Here is a 15,386-nt window from a genome sequence, read left to right on the forward strand (position 1 = left end):
ACCCGAGAACGCCTGGGCCGAACACCGGCTCACGCGCTGGACGCGTCCCAACGCGGTTGATCGACAGGGATGGTCACCGTGTCGCGGACCGGGCCGGCGCGACGGGTGCGGCCACGGCGTTCCAGCCAGGTCACCACCCGGCCGAGGGCCAGGTTGACCGCGATGTAGATCAGCGCCACGACGATGGCCGCGGGAATGAAGTTCTGGTAGTTCGCCGCCACCACGTCCAAGCCCTGATAAAGCAGGTCGTTGTAGGAAATGATGAAGCCGAGCGCGGTGTCCTTGAGCAGCACCACCAGCTGACCGACGATGGCGGGCATCATCGCCGTGACGGCCTGCGGCAGCAGGATCAGCCGCATCACCCCGGACGTGGACAGCCCGAGAGCGTAGCCGGCCTCCGCCTGGCCGATCGGCACCGCCCTGATGCCGGCCCGGAAGATCTCGGCGAGCACGGAGCCGTTGTAGAGGACGAGCCCGGTGGTCAGCGCGACGAACGCGGACACCGTAAAGCCGAGCTGGTAGCCGGCGAACTGGCTGAAGAAGATCAGTATCAGCAGCGGCACCGCGCGGAAGAACTCGACGACCGCCGCCGCGGGCACCCGGACCAGCCGGTACGCCGACAGCCGCGCCGCCCCGAACAGCACCCCGAACGGCAACGCGAGCACGACGGCCGTCACCGTGGCCGCCAGCGTGTTGCCCAATCCAGGCAGGATGAGATTGCCCCATACCTGGCCCGCCCCGAACGGCGCCCACAGCCGGGCGTCGAACTGCCCCGTGTCCGCCAGCCTCCGCCACAGCAGCCAACCGGCGCCGAGCAGGACGGCGGTGAAGGCCACGCTCAGCGCGTTGCCGCGCAGCCGCGCGCGCGGCCCGGGTACGTCGTACATGGCGATCGGCGCTCCGGCCGCGCCGAGTTGCCGCACGGTCAGCTGTCCGGCCAACCGGCTGAACAGCAGGCCGGTCGGCAGGGTCACGGCGAGGAACGCGGCGGCGAAGGCGAGGAAGATCGGGATCACCGCGTCGCCGTGGTCGTTGAACAGCTCTTTCATGATCGTGGCGGATTCCAGCACGCCGATCGCGGCGGCCACGGTGGTGTTCTTGGTGAGCGCGATCAGCAGGCCCCCGAGCGGCCCCACGACGTTGCGGACCGCCTGCGGCAGCACCACCAGGCGCACGGTCTGCGGGAACGTCAGCCCGAGCGCGCGCGCCGCCTCGGCCTGCCCGACCGGCACCGTGGCCATCCCGGCGCGCAGCACCTCACACACGAAGGCCGCGGTGTAGCCGCCCAGCCCGATCACGGTGAGCCAGTAGCTCTGCACCGACTCGTCGGCCGAGAACCGCAGGTTCAGCACACTGCCCAGGCCGAGTCCGCAGAACAGCACGACGAGCGTCAGCGGGACGTTGCGCACCGCCCCGACGTACACCGCCCCGGCCCGGCGCAGCACCGGCAGCGGGCTGATCCGCGCGGCGGCCAGCACGATGCCGACCATGAACGCGACGACCGCGGACGCCCCCGTCAGCTTCAGGGTGAGCAGGAACGCGGCGATGATCCTTCCGTGTTCGTCCAGCAGGACCCGCATGCGAGATCAGTAGCGCTCAAGAGCCGGCGGGGTGGTGAAGTACGTGCCGAACTCGCCTAGATCGGCGTCGATGAACCGCTTCCAACTGCCGTCCTTGAACATCTGGGCGAGCGCGTCGTTGACGGCCTCGCGCCCCCGCTTGTCGTCCCGCCGCAGCCCGATGCCGTACTTCTCGGTCGAGAACGGCTTGCCCACCAGCCGGAACCGGCCAGGCGTCTGGGCGGCGAAGCCCGCCAGCACGGTCGCGTCGGTGGAGATCGCGTCGACCGTGGAGTTCTGCAACAACGGCAGGCAGGCGCCGTAGCCGTTGAGGATCTTCAGATGACCGCGCCCCCAGGCGTTGGCGACGTCCGCGACGCCGCCGAACCGCTCGGCGAGGCGCTTGGGCGAGTTGGAGCCGGACGCGCCGCAGACCACCTTGTCCCGCAGGCTGTCCACGCCGGTGATGCCGTTGTTGCCGGCGAGCACCAGAATGTCCTGGCCGGTGACCAGGTAGGGGCCGGCGAAGGACACCTTCCGCTTCCGGTCGTCGCTGATGGAGTATGTCGCCACCACCAGGTCGACCTGCCCCTGCTCGATGAACTGCTCGCGTACGTCGGAGGTGGTCTTCTTCAGGGTGACGTCCCCGTCGGCGACGCCGAGGTGGCGGGCGACGTACCTGGCGATGTCGACGTCCAGCCCGGTGAATCCGTTCGCCGTTTGAAGCCCCAAGCCCGGCAAATCCGTCTTTATCCCGATAACGAGGGACTTTTTGCCGACGATGGAATCGTCATTGCCGCCACAGGCGGTGAGCGAGGCCGCGAGCAAGGTGATGGTGAACACGAGACAGGTGGGACTTGCGCGCATGACGTCTCCCTGAGTTTCCGCGCGAAGGGAAGGTGAGGTCGAAATCGGTTCGGCGGACACGTCCACGCGTGCCAAAGGCCGGTCATCCGGAAACGATACGTCAGCGTGCCGGCTAATCGGCTGAGTGTTTCTCGATTGGGAAAATGCCGGTATCTTCGGGGGGCCGAGCGGGCTTCGGGAAAAAGCGGGAGCCTTCATTCCGGCCAGCACGCGACCCAGCACGAAGATCACATAGCGGAGCTCAGGCGCGCGGTGTCCACGTCGCGACTTCACATAACCCCGCGTATGGACAGAGACCACCACAGAACGCACACTTAGGGTCGCAAGCTCCCCCATCCCCGATCAATTCGGAAATCCATCATCTTTGTGGTGGTCGGAGGGTCTTGAATGCCGCGATCGATTGCCAAGCGACCGCCGCTACAGGGAGTATTCCGCGCTCCCGGCTCCAAACCCGAAACCCAGCGCGCCCTCATCATGGGCACGCTGGCCGACGGCCGGACCTCCCTACATTCCCCGCTCGTGTCCCGGGAGACCGAGCTCATGGCCGACGCGTGCCGGGCCCTCGGCGCCGAGATCACCCGTACCGGCGACCGGATCGACATCGTGGGCGCGGACCCGTGGCGCACGGCGAACGGCACCGGCTACGTCTGGGCGGGCGGTTCGGCGCTCATCGCGCGGGTGTGCGCCGTGATCGGATCGGCCCTGCCCGGCCGGCTGATCGTCGACGGCACCTGCTCGCTGCGCGAGCGCCCGTTCGGGCCGCTCTTCGAGGTCCTGGCCGGCAAGGGCGTCGGCTTCCTGTTCCCGGGGGCACCTGGCCGGCCGCCGTTCGCGACGCTGTCGGACAGCCTGCCCGGCGGCCGGTACGACCTGGACACCACCGTCTCCTCGCAGTTCGCCACCGCCCTGCTGATCGCCGCCCCGCTGGCCGCGGACCCACTGCGGCTGCGGCTGCGCGGCCCGCTGTACTCGATGTCCTACATCAGGCAGACCGTCGAGATGATGAGCCGCTTCGGGGTGCCGGTCCAGGAGGCACCCGGCATGCGGGAACTCACCGTCCCCGGCGGGAAGCGATACCAGGCGCGGACCTTACGGCTGACCGGCGACTACACCTCGGCCTCCTACCTCATGGGCGCCGCCGCCGTGACGCGGGGCCGCGTCACCGTCACCAACCTGGACCCGCACAGCGCGCAGGGCGAACGCACGATCGTCGGCATCCTCACCGAACTCGGCGCCCGGGTCCACCGGCTCGACGGGGACGGGAGCGTCACGATCGACTGCGGCGATCTGACCGGGGCCGCCGACGCCGACTTCGACCTGCGCGACTGCCCCAACATCCTGCCCACCGTGGCGGCCGTCGCGGCGACCGTGCCGGGCCGGATCCGGATCACGGGAGGCAGGCTCACCCAGCACCACAAATCCCCCCGCATCGCTGCGATGGCCACCGAACTCCACAGGGTCGGCATCCCTGTGGCGCTGGTGACGGACCGGGAGGGAACGGTCGACGGGCTCGACATCCGGGGCCGCGTGTCCCACGAGGGCGACGCCGACTTCTCCGACCACGGCGACCACCGCATCCTGATGGCGACGGTCCTGCTCGGCCTGGCCGGCAGGCGGCCATGCCGGATCGGCGACGCGGCCGACACCGCCGACTCCTTCCCGGCGTTCATGAACCTGCTCGACCTCGACGCCGAGGTCTTCGCCGAGGAGCGCTGACATGGCCCTTTCACCGTCCGACCTCGCCCGGTACCGGAGTCTCGGCTACCTCACCGACCTGCCCGGCCTGACCGCAGGGGAATGCGCGGAGCTGGGCGCGCGGATCGCGGCGTTCGGCCGGCGGCACGGCGTCCAGGAGCAGTTGGTGCTGCGCAACAAGGCGCATCTGAAGCTGCCGGCGCTGGCGCCGGTCGTCGCGGATCCGCGCATCGTGGACGCCGTCGAGGCGGTGCTCGGGCCGGACGTCCTGTGCTGGGGGTCCTCGCTGTTCATCAAGGAGCCGGGCGGGCCTGAGCAGGTGGCCTGGCACCAGGATTCCTACTACTGGGACATCGAGGGCGACGCCGTCTGCACCGCCTGGGTGGCGCTGATCCCGAGTACGTCCCTCAACGGCGCCATGCGGGTGATCCCCGGCAGTCACCTGCTGCCCCCTCGCCGGCACGCCGCCTCGCCGTCGGGCAGCGCCAACATGCTCTTCTCGTACGAGGAGATCTCCGGGGAGGTGGACGAGGCCCAGGCGGTCGAGCTGACGCTGAGTGCCGGCCGGTTCTCCCTGCACCACATGGCGATCGTGCACGGGTCGGCGGCCAATCACTCGGCCGGGCGGCGGATGGGCTACTCCATCACCTATCTGAATCCGGCCAAGGTCCGTCATCATGCCCGTCGTACTCATGGGCTGCTGGTGCGGGGGCGCGAATGGGGGATGTTCTCCCCCGATCCGGTGCCCGACGGTGAGATGGACCCCGCCGTCCTGGCCTTCGTCGACGAACAGTTCGGCCGGCTCGCTCCCCGATCGGGAACGGCCGGCCGGACTTCGTCACGCTGATCTCATCACGCTGATTCGTCCCGTCGATCCCGGGCCCGCCGATCCCGGCGCCAGTCTCCGATCCCGCGAAGAAGGGGGAAAACGGTGCCGATGAGCGTGCCCCACATGACCGGTACCCCGCCGATCTGATAGCCGACGGCCATCAGGGCGACGACGGGCACGGCCGTCAGGAGAGCAGTGAGCGCACCCGGCAGGAGGAACACCACCGCACGCCGGGCGGACGCGAGAAGGGCGGACGCCCTCCAGAGGATCTTTCGGAATTTGAGCGAATGAGCGGGATGTGGATTGGCCGTGGTCTGTCCGCTGACATTGTGCTTCATTGGAATCGACCTCCAGAAGCTTTGATCTGACGGAGGTTGGCCACTGAGCGGAGGGGTGCCCGATTCGGCTGGCAGCCTGGGGACACAGGCGGCACGACATCAGCCATTGGGCGCTCCCCGCTCAGGGGTGTAACATGGATTTTCCTTTCTCATCGGGACCGATCTGCTGGTATGCACCTATTTCCACAGGTCGGCAGAGAGGGGCGGGGTTCCGGTCACCCGGTCACGAGCTCACGGGGTTGATTTCGCTCCTGACCGCCAACATCATCATTGACGCTATGTGACCTTGCATTCTCGAGTATGGTGCGAGGTCTCCTCTGCGTCACCCCTGCGCGGCGGCTGGATACTCACGGATTCCTCCGTTTCTGGACGCCTTCATCCACCTATTGGGGGACGTCCGTACGGAGCTTTCATCGACAATCCGGAAGTTTCGCCCATTCTCGGAGCCTGCCCGCGAAGTTCGGAGCAGCTTGCTCCGTGGCGATATTCTCGGGCTTCCCTGCGACTCCACTCTTCGCCCGTGCTACCCGACTAATTCCAGTTATCCTCCTTCTTATAGAGAGCTCTTCCCGATGTCTCCCCGATCCCGGGAGCCCGGGAGACGGTGGGAGGTGCAGCAGGCAGTGGCGAGGGCGCACCGGGAGCCACGACCTTCCACCGTGGAGTTCATCGTCCTGCTCCGGGCACTCGGGATGGCGGTCGAGTCTCACGGGGTGTCCCACGCGCAGGTGGAGCGGCTGCTCTGCCTGCGCATCACCGCAGGTCGCGACGCCGAGAGGGCACTTCACGAGCAGCCGCCCGCCGGGGTGGCCGAGGGCCTGCGGCAACAGGTGGCGCGCAAGCGGGCCGTGGAGGAGAGCCGGCTGGCCCGCCTCGACGCCCGCCGGGACAAAGCGGGAGGGCAGCGCATCGGTGAATTGCTCGCCGGGAAGTCCCCGCGAGGCGCGATGCCTCCCAAGCCGCGCGTCGAGGTATGCGTGGACGTGTTCCTGGAGGTCCTGGAGGACAAGGATCCCACCGGCTACGCCGCCGGCCGCTACGGCACGCTGGAGATGTGGCTGGAGCTCTGGCGCGACGCCGACCAGGGGAACATGCCGAACCTCGGCCGGCGGGCGAGGACCGTGAGCGGCTACGTGGACATGGCCCGGCAGCAGCTGACGGCCTCAGCCCCTGCGGCCTCGGCCACTGCGGCGACGGACCCCGCGCCGGTGGACCAGGCGACCGCGCCCCACCCCCACCCCCTGCCCGTGTCCGTCGCCGGAGCGGGAACGGGGGCCGGAGCCACCGCGCCTCTCGCGAACGCCGACGTGCGGCTCGGGCCCGCGCAGGAGTACGGAGACGAACTCGCCCGGACCAGGGCCGAACTCGCCCAGACCAAGTCTGACCTGGCCCGGACGCTGGCCGAGCGGGACCTCGCCACCAGACCCGCGGACGACGCCGAAAACCCCGCCGAAGTGGAGCTGGAGCGGGAAGTCGAACGCCACCGTGCCGCCACCGCGCGGTTCAAGTCGATCACCCTGCCGCTCGCCATCATCACCACAGCGGCGATCACCTGTCTCGCCACAGCCATCGTCGTCCAGGCGACCCCCGCCGGCGGGACGCACACCCCGGACGTGGTCCTGCGGTTCAACGACCGGTACGAGCTCACCCCCGGCCGCGAAGGCGTGCGGATCCCCCTCGGCCTGGTCTCTCCCGCCAGATCCCCGGACACCGCGGACGAGGGCGAATGGACGATCACCCTGCACCTCGGCCTGGCCTCGGAGTCCCTGGCGGACGCCTGCGTTCACGACTCCCGGCTCACGTACACGCTGATCGGCGACGGCAACCAGATCGCCCACGGCCCGCTGTCCGCCGGGCAGGCGAAGATCGCCACTCCGCCCATCCCGGTCGGCAACCTCGGCACGATATCCGACCTGCAACTCCACGTCGTCGTGGTGGCAGGAGAGTTCGGCAAGAGCTGCAAGTTCACTCTCGACCCATCGGACACCACGGCGCACCGGGTGCGCTGAGCCCAGCAAGGAGACCCATCGTGCGCCCATGGTGGTCGATCGTCAGCTCCGCCACGTTAGCGATTGTCCTGATCTCCTGCGGGCAGGCACCCTCCTCCGGCTCCAAGCCGCCCGCGCACAGCCGCTTCTACCAGGACTCCAGCCTGCGCATCGGCTCACACGGCGACCAGCCCGGCATCGGTCTCTACGACTTCAAGACCAACGCCTGGTCGGGCCTCGACGTCGACGTCGCCTACTACGTGATGGGCAAGCTGGGCATCACGTTCACCCGCGACAACAACCACCTCCACCCCGTGCAGACGGCGGACCGGGACGACCACCTGCTCAAGGGCATCGACAATCTGATCATCGCCAGCTACTCCATCACCGACGGCCGGATCAACAAGGGGATCACCTTCTCGGTCCCCTACCTGCTCAGTTTCCAGGACATCCTGATCCGGGAAAGCGACAAGAACAAGATCAAGTCCGTCAATGATCTGCGCGCCCACGACGTCTGCACCACGTCCCCGGCCAGCACGCCGTACCAGCATCTCGATGCGCTCAACAAGAAGTTCAGCCCCAAGATGATCCTCGACCCCCAGGCCAGCATCGCCCTGTGCGTCGACAGGCTGCTCGCCGGCGCCACCGACGCCGTCGTCACCGACAACGCGATCCTCTACGGTCACGAGGCCGCCAATTCCGGCCTGTACCTGGTGAACACCAAGGTCTGGGACAGGCCCGAGCAATACGGCATCGGCATGATCGCCAAGTCCCCCACGGACGCCACCGAGATCAACAACGCGATCAGAGACATGATCAAGGACGGGACCTGGGCCAAGTCGATCGTCGCCAACTTCTGCCCCAAGAACACTCCACCCGACCGCCCCTGCGACCTGGCGCAGACCTTTCTCCGCAACCCGCCCACCGGCTGAAAGCCGTGGCGAACGCCGTTGCCTATTGCCAAATCCTTAGTTAACTTTCCTATATGAAGCGTATCCTCGCCGCGCTCACGATGGCTGCGGCCACCCTCGTCGCCACCATCAGTCTCAGCTCGCCCGCACAAGCCGAAATACCCGGCTACGTGAAGCAGGGCACCTACGGCTGGCCCGACCAGTGCAACGGGATCGGCTACTACGGCCAGACCAACGGCACCTGGCGTTTCTATTACTGCGAGACCGTCATCCCGACCAACTGGAACGCCCCCGGCCTTTACTACCTGTGGGTGGAGTACTGACGTCAAGAACTGCTGGGAGTCGCCGTGAAATAAGGGGAGACATCCAGCTTGTCCGGCACCTCCAGCAGCCTGCGCGTCAGCTTGCCGTCGAACCCCATGACGCGGACCTCGTCATTGGCCGCGTTGTCCTGCTCCCAGCAGTAGAGCCGCGACTCGTCGTACCAGCCGAGCACCTTGTCGCAGTCGGAGGAGAACCTGCGGACCTGCTTGCCGGTGCCGGCGTCCCAGAGACAGTGGTCGCCGTCGCCGCCGCCCGGGCAGTCAGTCACGAACGTCTTACCTGACGGCGAGAAGATGTCGCGGGTCCCGGACGCCAGCCGCCCGACACCCGGTATGTCCCGTGTGGGCTTGCCGGAAGCGTCGAAGAAGCGCAATCCCTCGTCCTTGCCGTAGACGATGACCACGCCCTCTTCATCGCCGTCCCAGCCGAAGTCGCTGCCCCCGATCGAGTCGTCGGCGACATTGATCACCTTGACCTTGCCCTCGGCCACGTCGATGATCGCGAAACCCACGGTGACCCAGTCCTTCTTGATCTTCTTGTTGACGTTGAGCAGGATCTTCGAGCCGTCCTTCGACCAGGAACGGAGCGCGGCGTCCAGCGGCTTGCGTACGGTCTTCACCCGGAAACTGGAGCCCGCCGACCTGTCGGTGATCAGGATCGAGTCGTAGCCGTCCGAGGTATATCCGTACGGCCTTCCCGCGAGATAACGGCCGTTGGGGGAGACCAGCGACTCCACATTGCCCGGATACTTGTCGAACGTGCCCCGCAGCGGTTGCCGGGCATAGTCGATGTCATCATCATTTTTCTGGTCATCGACCTCGTACGCCGTCAGCGTGACCGGGTCGGACGACTGCTCGTAGAGCGTGATCGAGCCGCCGGGCAGCCTGGTCTTGACGGGGGTGGCCGGAGCCGAAGACGGCGGACGAGACGATGTGGCCACGAGTTCCGGCGAGGCCGTGGGCTTCCGCAGCCACCCGGGCACGAGGACCACCCCGGCCACCACGACGACCGCCGCGATCAGCGCCCCCGCGCCGATGAGGATCGGCTTGCGCGACGGCCTGGTGCGGTCCGCATGCGGAGCGGCCTGTCTGGTCCCCTCCACGAGGGGGTCGGCGTCGGGCTCCGCGTTCCGTAGCAGGCCCAGGATCACCTGCTTGGCCGTCGGCCGCTGAGCCGGGTCCTTGTCGAGGCACTGCCGCACCAGGTCACGTAGCCGTCCATCGAGCGAGCCCAGATCAGGCGGGTTCCTGAGCACCCTGCTCATCACGGCGTGCGTCCCGTCGCTGCCGAACGGCGCCCGCCCGCACGACGCGAAGACCATCGTGGCCGCCCAGGAGAACAGGTCGGTCGCGGGTCCGAGCCCCTGCCCCAAGATCTGCTCGGGCGACATGTAGGCAGGCGTCCCGATCTGCGTGCTGCTCGTCATCGTGGTCGGGCTCAGCGTGCGCGCGATCCCGAAGTCGATCACACGCGGCCCGCCGGCGCCCATGATGACGTTGCCGGGTTTGAAATCCCGGTGCACCACGTTGGCCTCGTGGATCGCGGCAAGCGCGGTGGCGGTGCCGATGGCGAGCCGCTCCAGGTCGCCGCCGGTGAGCGGGCCGTCGTCCCTGACGATCCGCTCCAGGGAGCGGCCCTCGACGTACTCGCTCATGATGTACGGCCGGCCCTGCTCGACGCCCGTGCTGAGCACGGTGGCGGTGCAGAACGGCGCCACCCGCCGGGCGACCTCCGCCTCGCGCAGGAAACGCTCGACGCTGTCCTCGTCGTCGGACTGGTCATGGCGCAGCCACTTGATCGCCACGCGCGCACCCATGGGGGTTCCGGCAAGGTAGACGACGCCCTGCCCGCCTTCGCCCAGCTTGCCGAGGAGTTCCAGGCCGCCCAGCTTCTGTGGATCCCCGGGTATGAGCGGCGTGAAGTTTGGCATGCGGTAATTGTGATGCTACAGAATGGATCTACCACAAGCTTACTAAGCAGTAACTCTTCCGGAATATCCTTCTGTCAAGCCCCCCGGGACCCCTCCCGAGGGGAGGCGACTACCGTGACTCCGGAGGCGTGTGGAGAGGATCAGCGATGCGCAGACCCCTGAGCAAGGTGGACATCTTGCCGAAGGAGTCCGACACCCTCAGCCTTCCTCCTGCCGTGCCCGGCACCCTGTACGTCCAAGGAACCAACGGCGGGATACGCGTCGCGCCGGACGCCGGACTCGATGTGGTGTTCGGGCGTTGCGAGCCGGATGTCCATGTCTGCGTCGGCCCGAACGACCCGTACGTCAGCCGACAGCACGGGTACATCGCCTACCAGCATGCGCAATGGGTCCTGTACAACCTCGGCAACCTACCCATCCGCCTGCCAGGAGCACGGCTGGTGCTCACCGGGCACCGGGCGACGTTGCCGGTGGCGCACACGCCGCTGTTCATCGTCGCCCCCGAGCAGGAACACCTGCTCGAAGTACGGATCGTCATGACCCCACCGAGCCCGGTCACGCGTCATGAGACCGACACCCGCAACCCACCCAAGTGGCGCCTGAGCGCCGTCGAACGCCTGGTCCTGACCTGCCTGGGCCAGCGGTACCTGCGGCCTGAGCCCTGGCCGCAGCCGCTGACCTGGGCGCAGATCGCCGACGAGCTCAGCCGCCTCAGGCCCGGAGAGGGGTGGACCGGGAAACGAGCCGCCCACATCGTCTCCCAGACGCGCAAGCGACTCAGCTCCGAGGTGCCCGGGCTTCTGGAGGAGGAGATCCCGGCGCCGCTGGGCAACACGCTCAACCACAACCTGATCACAGCGCTGCTGACCACCGCCACGATCGGCCCGTCAGACCTCCGGCTCCTCGACGAACCACCCGCCTGACGACGACCCGCTGGCCACCCAGAGGGGGTGTAGGAGCTCCAGCCCACTGTATGGAGCCGGCATCTGGCTGCCGGCATGCTGTGCTTCGCCCAGGCCCTCATCGCCGGAGGCCGCCGGAGGATGGCGATCGATACCGTCGTCGCCGGCTTTGCGCTGGCCCGGGCTCACCACGCCGAACAAGTCGCCGCCAGCGACTTCTCGTGACGGCTTACCGTGACGCGCCGGAGAAGGTGGGCGAGTTGTGGGAGAGCATTGTCGGGAGGCCTGTTCCGTCGCACATCGTGCGGTGGGCCGGAACGGCGATTGAATTTCCGGCGGGCGCACCGTCCACGTTTCCGGGACATACCTCTTCAAGATCTGACGTGAACACCTGCCCGAGACCACTCCGGGCAGTCTGAAACTTTCACCGGGAACGCGCCGCCGACCTGCCCGGAGGCGAACCATCGGGGCGCCGCGCAGGCGGTCTCATTGACGTTCGTTCCTGACTTCGACTCCACTGACAGAAGCGCCCAAGGCCCGCTTCCTCCGCGATGACATGTCCGCCCCGCCCCAGCCCCGCCAGCTACCTCGACTGGACGTGCTCCGGCCCGGGTGCGCATGAGACCGCGCCCCTGCCATGCCCTTCCCTCAGGAGGCAAGGCATCAACTACCACCGGATGAAGCTGGTGGTTTGCTCTCACGGTCCCGTCTGGGTGAAGGGAGGCCGGTAGCGTGTGGCTGGTTGATGGCACCCCAGCCCGCGGCGCCGCGTGTGGCGATGTTGCGGGCTGCGATGTGGTCGGCGTGCCCAGCGAGGCCACACCCGGTGCAGACGAACCGGCCCCGTGCCGGCCGATTCGCCCTGGCCACGTTCCCGCACTCCGGACACGCCTGCGAGGTGTAGGCGGGGTCGACCAGCACGAAGGCGAGCCCGGCGCGGGCGGCCTTGTAGCGGGTGAAGGCGATCTGCTGGGCGAAGGCCCAGGCGTGCAGGGTGCGCCGCTGGAGCCGGTGAGCCCTGACCCGACCGCGGATACCCTGCAGATCCTCCAGGGCGACACCACGGCCGGTGCGTTCGGCTTCACGCACCACAAACGTCGAGATTTGGTGGTTGAGGTCGGTCATCATCCGATGTTCACGCCCCGACAGACGGCGCAGCACCCGCCGCGCCGCAGAAGTGCCCTTCTTCTGCAGGCGTCGGCGCTGGCGATGCCGCCGCTCCCGCAGGGTGCGGACGTGGCTGTTGCCGCCGATCGGCCCGGGCAGGGCGGGGCCGGGCAGCACCGCACCGTCGCTGGTGACCGCCAGGTTCGCCACCCCCTGATCCACCCCCACAAAACCGCCGACGGGCTCACGCACCGCCGGTGCGGGCAGGGTGAGGCCAACCTGCAGCAGCCACACGCCGCGCCGGCAGATCAGATCGGCCTCGCCTCTCGGCAGCGTATCGACGGCTTTAAGGTCTTCCGGCCGGCCGGTGTAGGGGACGGTGACGCGGCCGGTGGGAGTCCACAGCGACACGGTGCGGGCGTCACGGTTGAAGCTCATCAGCCGGGCGTCGTAGGGGACAGCCCCGTGCGGCCGGAAGATGTGGGCGCGTTTCTTGCTGGCGCGCCGGTTGGCGTAGGCGCCGGCGACCCGGGCGATCGCCCGCACGGCCGCTTGCGCACCGAGCCCGGCTACCTGCGCCCGCACCTGGTAGTAGGCCAGCCGGTGCAACTCCACCACGGTGAACGTGCGGTGGTGCCAGGCCAGCCGGGACACGACGGTGGCCGCCTGATTGCACAGCAGCACGGCTGCGGCCAGCGCCTCGCCCTGAGCCGGGGCGGGTGTGAGCCGGAGTTGCACGATCGTGGGCAGGCCGTGGCGTTTGGTGGCGGAGCGCCATCGCGCACCTCCTGTCACAGCGCCCTCACCCATCGCACACATTACCGAACGTGACCAAGACTTTCCATACTGTTTTCGAAAGGAGGGGTGGCACGCTTCCTCCCGCCCCTGCAAGGACCGGGTCTCCGCGCCACCATTCAGATGAAGAAGATCCTGGCAGTGATACTCGCCGCCGTCACACTCACCGCGGCCGCGCACCCGGCGACGGCGGCGAGCCCGGGCAATGGGAGCCCCGCGGACCCCAACATCACCTACGTGGGCCGCTGGGACGGCGCGCACGTCCCCCAGTGGACCGGCGGCTACCTGGTCACCAAGTTCACCGGGACCACGGTCAAGCTCAAGCAGCGTAACGCGGTGAACATGTACGTCAGCATCGACGGTCGCCCGGACGTCTTCTACGCGGGCGTCTCCGGCACGGTCGACCTGACGCCTGCCCCGCTGGCCGCCGGCACCCATACGCTGCGCGTGAACTACCGGTCGGGCGACTGCGTCTTCCAGGGCCTGCTCCTCGACCCCGGCGCGCGCACGGTGGATGCCGGGACGTCCACCAGGCTCGTCGAGTTCGTCGGCGACTCGATCACCGCGGGCTCCCTGTCCTCGAAGCTCGCCGTGACGGCGTACGGCTGGGTGCTCGGTGAGCGGCTCGGCGTACGGCACACGCAGATAGCCCGCGCGGGATACTGCCTGGTCGCACAGTCGGGATGCGTCGGCCAGAGCGGCCAGTTCTTCAACCTCGGCAGCACCGGCACGACGCCATGGGACTTCACCCGCTACCAGGCGAGCGCCGTAGTGATCAATCTGGGGACCAACGACATCGGGCACGGCGTCACCGGACCGGCGTTCCAGTCGGCGTACACCAATTTCCTGCGCGGCATCCGCGCGAAGTATCCGAACGCCGCGCTGTTCGCCATGGAGACGTTCAAGAGGCGCTACGTGGCCGAGACCAAGGCGGCGGTCGCGGCGCTCAACGGCTCCGGCGACGCCAACGTCTCCTACATCTCCACCGAGGGCTGGCTGACCGACAACGTCGACTACGCCGACGGCAACGGCCATCCCAACGACGCCGGGCACGTCAAGGTCGCCAACCGGCTCGCCCCCATCGTCGCACCCAAGATCGGACTCTCATGAGGACGCGGCTGCTGCTGAGCGCGCTCATCGTCGCCCTGGTCATGGCGATCACGCCGCGGGCCGAAGCGGCGAGGGGCGACGGCTCCCCCACCGACGCCAACATCTCCTTCACCGGGCGGTGGGACGCCTCCGTCCCCACCGCGTACGTGCCGTTCTGGGCGGGCGCCTATCTCACCACCGGTTTCACCGGCAGGACGGTCAAGCTGAGCCAGCGCAACACCATCGACCTGTACTACAGCATCGACGGCGGCGCGTGGGTCTACATCCAGAACGTACGTGGCACGGTCAGCCTCACCCCGACGCCGCTGGCCACGGGGAACCACACCTTACGCGTCTCCTATCGGGTCGTCGCCGGGTCCTATCACGGTGACGCCGTCTTCCAGGGTCTCCTACTCGACCCAGGCGCCACGACGTACGCGACCGCGGCCCCGCCCAAGCTGATCGAGTTCGTCGGGGATTCCATCACCGTCGGCACGACCACCTCCAAGAACGCCTTGACCGCCTATGGCTGGCTCATCGGCGAGCGGCTCGGGGTCAGGCACACGCAGATCGCCCAAGGCGGCGCCTGCCTGGTGGCGACCGCGGACGGCTGCGTCGGCCTGGAGGCGAGCTTTCCCAAGCTCAACCCCAACGCCGGCACCCCCAACTGGGACTTCTCCCGCTACCAGGCCAACGCGGTCGTGATCAACCTGGGCACCAACGACGTGGGGCACGGCGTGAGCACCACCACCTTCCAGGCGTCCTACACCCATCTGCTGCAGGAGGTGCGGGCGGCGTACCCCGCGGCGGCGATCTTCGCGCTGGAGACCTTCACCAGGCGGTACGCCGCGCAGACGCGGACCGCGGTCGCCACTCGCAATTCCGCGGGCGACGCGAATGTCTACTACGTCCCCACCGAGGGCTGGTTGACCAGCGCGAATATGTCCGACAATGTCCACCCGAACGACAGCGGTCATACGGTTATCGCCGATCGCCTGGCGCCGATCATCACCGCCAGGCTCTGAAAATCGTATATAGCGGGCTTTCATCCA

12 protein-coding genes are annotated in these 15,386 nt (G+C 68.1%); 8 read left to right on the top strand and 4 right to left on the bottom strand.

Annotated features, from left to right (window positions below; genetic code table 11):
- Positions 1 to 29 precede the first annotated feature (29 nt).
- Entirely contained in the window at positions 30 to 1,580 is a 1,551-nt protein-coding gene (locus tag ACGFNP_RS22075) for an amino acid ABC transporter permease (RefSeq protein ID WP_393321347.1), read from the bottom strand.
- 6 nt (positions 1,581 to 1,586) lie between these two features.
- Positions 1,587 to 2,426 (bottom strand): glutamate ABC transporter substrate-binding protein, encoded by an 840-nt coding sequence (locus ACGFNP_RS22080; RefSeq protein WP_358339942.1) that lies wholly within the window; start codon positions 2,424 to 2,426, stop codon positions 1,587 to 1,589.
- 387 nt (positions 2,427 to 2,813) lie between these two features.
- Between ACGFNP_RS22080 and ACGFNP_RS22085 the strand changes: the two genes are divergently transcribed.
- The 5 genes from ACGFNP_RS22085 (at position 2,814) to ACGFNP_RS22105 (ending at position 8,510) form a co-directional block, all read left to right on the top strand.
- A complete protein-coding gene (locus ACGFNP_RS22085; RefSeq protein ID WP_358339943.1) occupies positions 2,814 to 4,142 on the top strand; it encodes a hypothetical protein in 1,329 nt (442 codons plus the stop codon).
- Between the two features lies 1 nt (position 4,143).
- On the top strand, positions 4,144 to 4,968 hold the full coding sequence (locus ACGFNP_RS22090; RefSeq protein WP_393321351.1) for a phytanoyl-CoA dioxygenase family protein: 825 nt from the start codon (positions 4,144 to 4,146) through the stop codon (positions 4,966 to 4,968).
- Between the two features lie 979 nt (positions 4,969 to 5,947).
- Positions 5,948 to 7,297, top strand: coding sequence for a hypothetical protein (locus tag ACGFNP_RS22095; protein WP_393321354.1), 1,350 nt, complete (start codon positions 5,948 to 5,950; stop codon positions 7,295 to 7,297).
- Between the two features lie 20 nt (positions 7,298 to 7,317).
- Positions 7,318 to 8,208, top strand: a complete 891-nt coding sequence (locus ACGFNP_RS22100) for a transporter substrate-binding domain-containing protein (RefSeq protein WP_393321357.1) — start codon at positions 7,318 to 7,320, stop codon at positions 8,206 to 8,208.
- 53 nt (positions 8,209 to 8,261) lie between these two features.
- Entirely contained in the window at positions 8,262 to 8,510 is a 249-nt protein-coding gene (locus ACGFNP_RS22105; protein ID WP_358339947.1) for a hypothetical protein, read from the top strand.
- A gap of 2 nt (positions 8,511 to 8,512) precedes the next feature.
- On the opposite strand, the gene ACGFNP_RS22110 is transcribed toward ACGFNP_RS22105, so the two are convergent.
- A complete protein-coding gene (locus ACGFNP_RS22110) occupies positions 8,513 to 10,441 on the bottom strand; it encodes a protein kinase (protein WP_393321361.1) in 1,929 nt (642 codons plus the stop codon).
- Between the two features lie 146 nt (positions 10,442 to 10,587).
- Here ACGFNP_RS22110 and ACGFNP_RS22115 point away from each other — a divergent pair, with 146 nt between their 5' ends.
- On the top strand, positions 10,588 to 11,364 hold the full coding sequence (locus ACGFNP_RS22115) for a hypothetical protein (RefSeq protein WP_393321364.1): 777 nt from the start codon (positions 10,588 to 10,590) through the stop codon (positions 11,362 to 11,364).
- Between the two features lie 642 nt (positions 11,365 to 12,006).
- Here the strand turns inward: ACGFNP_RS22115 and ACGFNP_RS22120 are convergent.
- Positions 12,007 to 13,260 (bottom strand): RNA-guided endonuclease InsQ/TnpB family protein, encoded by a 1,254-nt coding sequence (locus ACGFNP_RS22120; RefSeq protein ID WP_393321367.1) that lies wholly within the window; start codon positions 13,258 to 13,260, stop codon positions 12,007 to 12,009.
- Positions 13,261 to 13,368: 108 nt separating this feature from the next.
- On the opposite strand from ACGFNP_RS22120, the gene ACGFNP_RS22125 reads away from it, so the two are divergent.
- Both ACGFNP_RS22125 and ACGFNP_RS22130 read left to right on the top strand, forming a co-directional pair.
- The gene (locus ACGFNP_RS22125) at positions 13,369 to 14,355 is read left to right on the top strand and encodes a GDSL-type esterase/lipase family protein (RefSeq protein ID WP_393321370.1); all 987 of its coding nucleotides are present in this window, start codon (positions 13,369 to 13,371) and stop codon (positions 14,353 to 14,355) included.
- Positions 14,352 to 15,359, top strand: a complete 1,008-nt coding sequence (locus ACGFNP_RS22130; protein WP_393321373.1) for a GDSL-type esterase/lipase family protein — start codon at positions 14,352 to 14,354, stop codon at positions 15,357 to 15,359. The genes ACGFNP_RS22125 and ACGFNP_RS22130 overlap by 4 nt, the downstream gene beginning before the upstream one ends.
- The last annotated feature ends 27 nt before the right edge of the window (positions 15,360 to 15,386 follow it).

Source organism: Nonomuraea sp. NPDC049269 (genome assembly GCF_043197155.1).
In the GTDB taxonomy this organism is placed as follows: Bacteria; Actinomycetota; Actinomycetes; order Streptosporangiales; family Streptosporangiaceae; genus Nonomuraea.

Coding starts and splice junctions, on each gene's coding strand:
- ACGFNP_RS22125 (WP_393321370.1), top strand. CDS start 13,369: ATGAAGAAGATCCTGGCAGTGATACTCGCCGCCGTCACACTCACCGCG.
- ACGFNP_RS22080 (WP_358339942.1), bottom strand. CDS start 2,426: ATGCGCGCAAGTCCCACCTGTCTCGTGTTCACCATCACCTTGCTCGCG.
- ACGFNP_RS22120 (WP_393321367.1), bottom strand. CDS start 13,260: ATGGGTGAGGGCGCTGTGACAGGAGGTGCGCGATGGCGCTCCGCCACC.
- ACGFNP_RS22090 (WP_393321351.1), top strand. CDS start 4,144: ATGGCCCTTTCACCGTCCGACCTCGCCCGGTACCGGAGTCTCGGCTAC.
- ACGFNP_RS22105 (WP_358339947.1), top strand. CDS start 8,262: ATGAAGCGTATCCTCGCCGCGCTCACGATGGCTGCGGCCACCCTCGTC.
- ACGFNP_RS22130 (WP_393321373.1), top strand. CDS start 14,352: ATGAGGACGCGGCTGCTGCTGAGCGCGCTCATCGTCGCCCTGGTCATG.
- ACGFNP_RS22115 (WP_393321364.1), top strand. CDS start 10,588: ATGCGCAGACCCCTGAGCAAGGTGGACATCTTGCCGAAGGAGTCCGAC.
- ACGFNP_RS22075 (WP_393321347.1), bottom strand. CDS start 1,580: ATGCGGGTCCTGCTGGACGAACACGGAAGGATCATCGCCGCGTTCCTG.
- ACGFNP_RS22085 (WP_358339943.1), top strand. CDS start 2,814: ATGCCGCGATCGATTGCCAAGCGACCGCCGCTACAGGGAGTATTCCGC.
- ACGFNP_RS22110 (WP_393321361.1), bottom strand. CDS start 10,441: ATGCCAAACTTCACGCCGCTCATACCCGGGGATCCACAGAAGCTGGGC.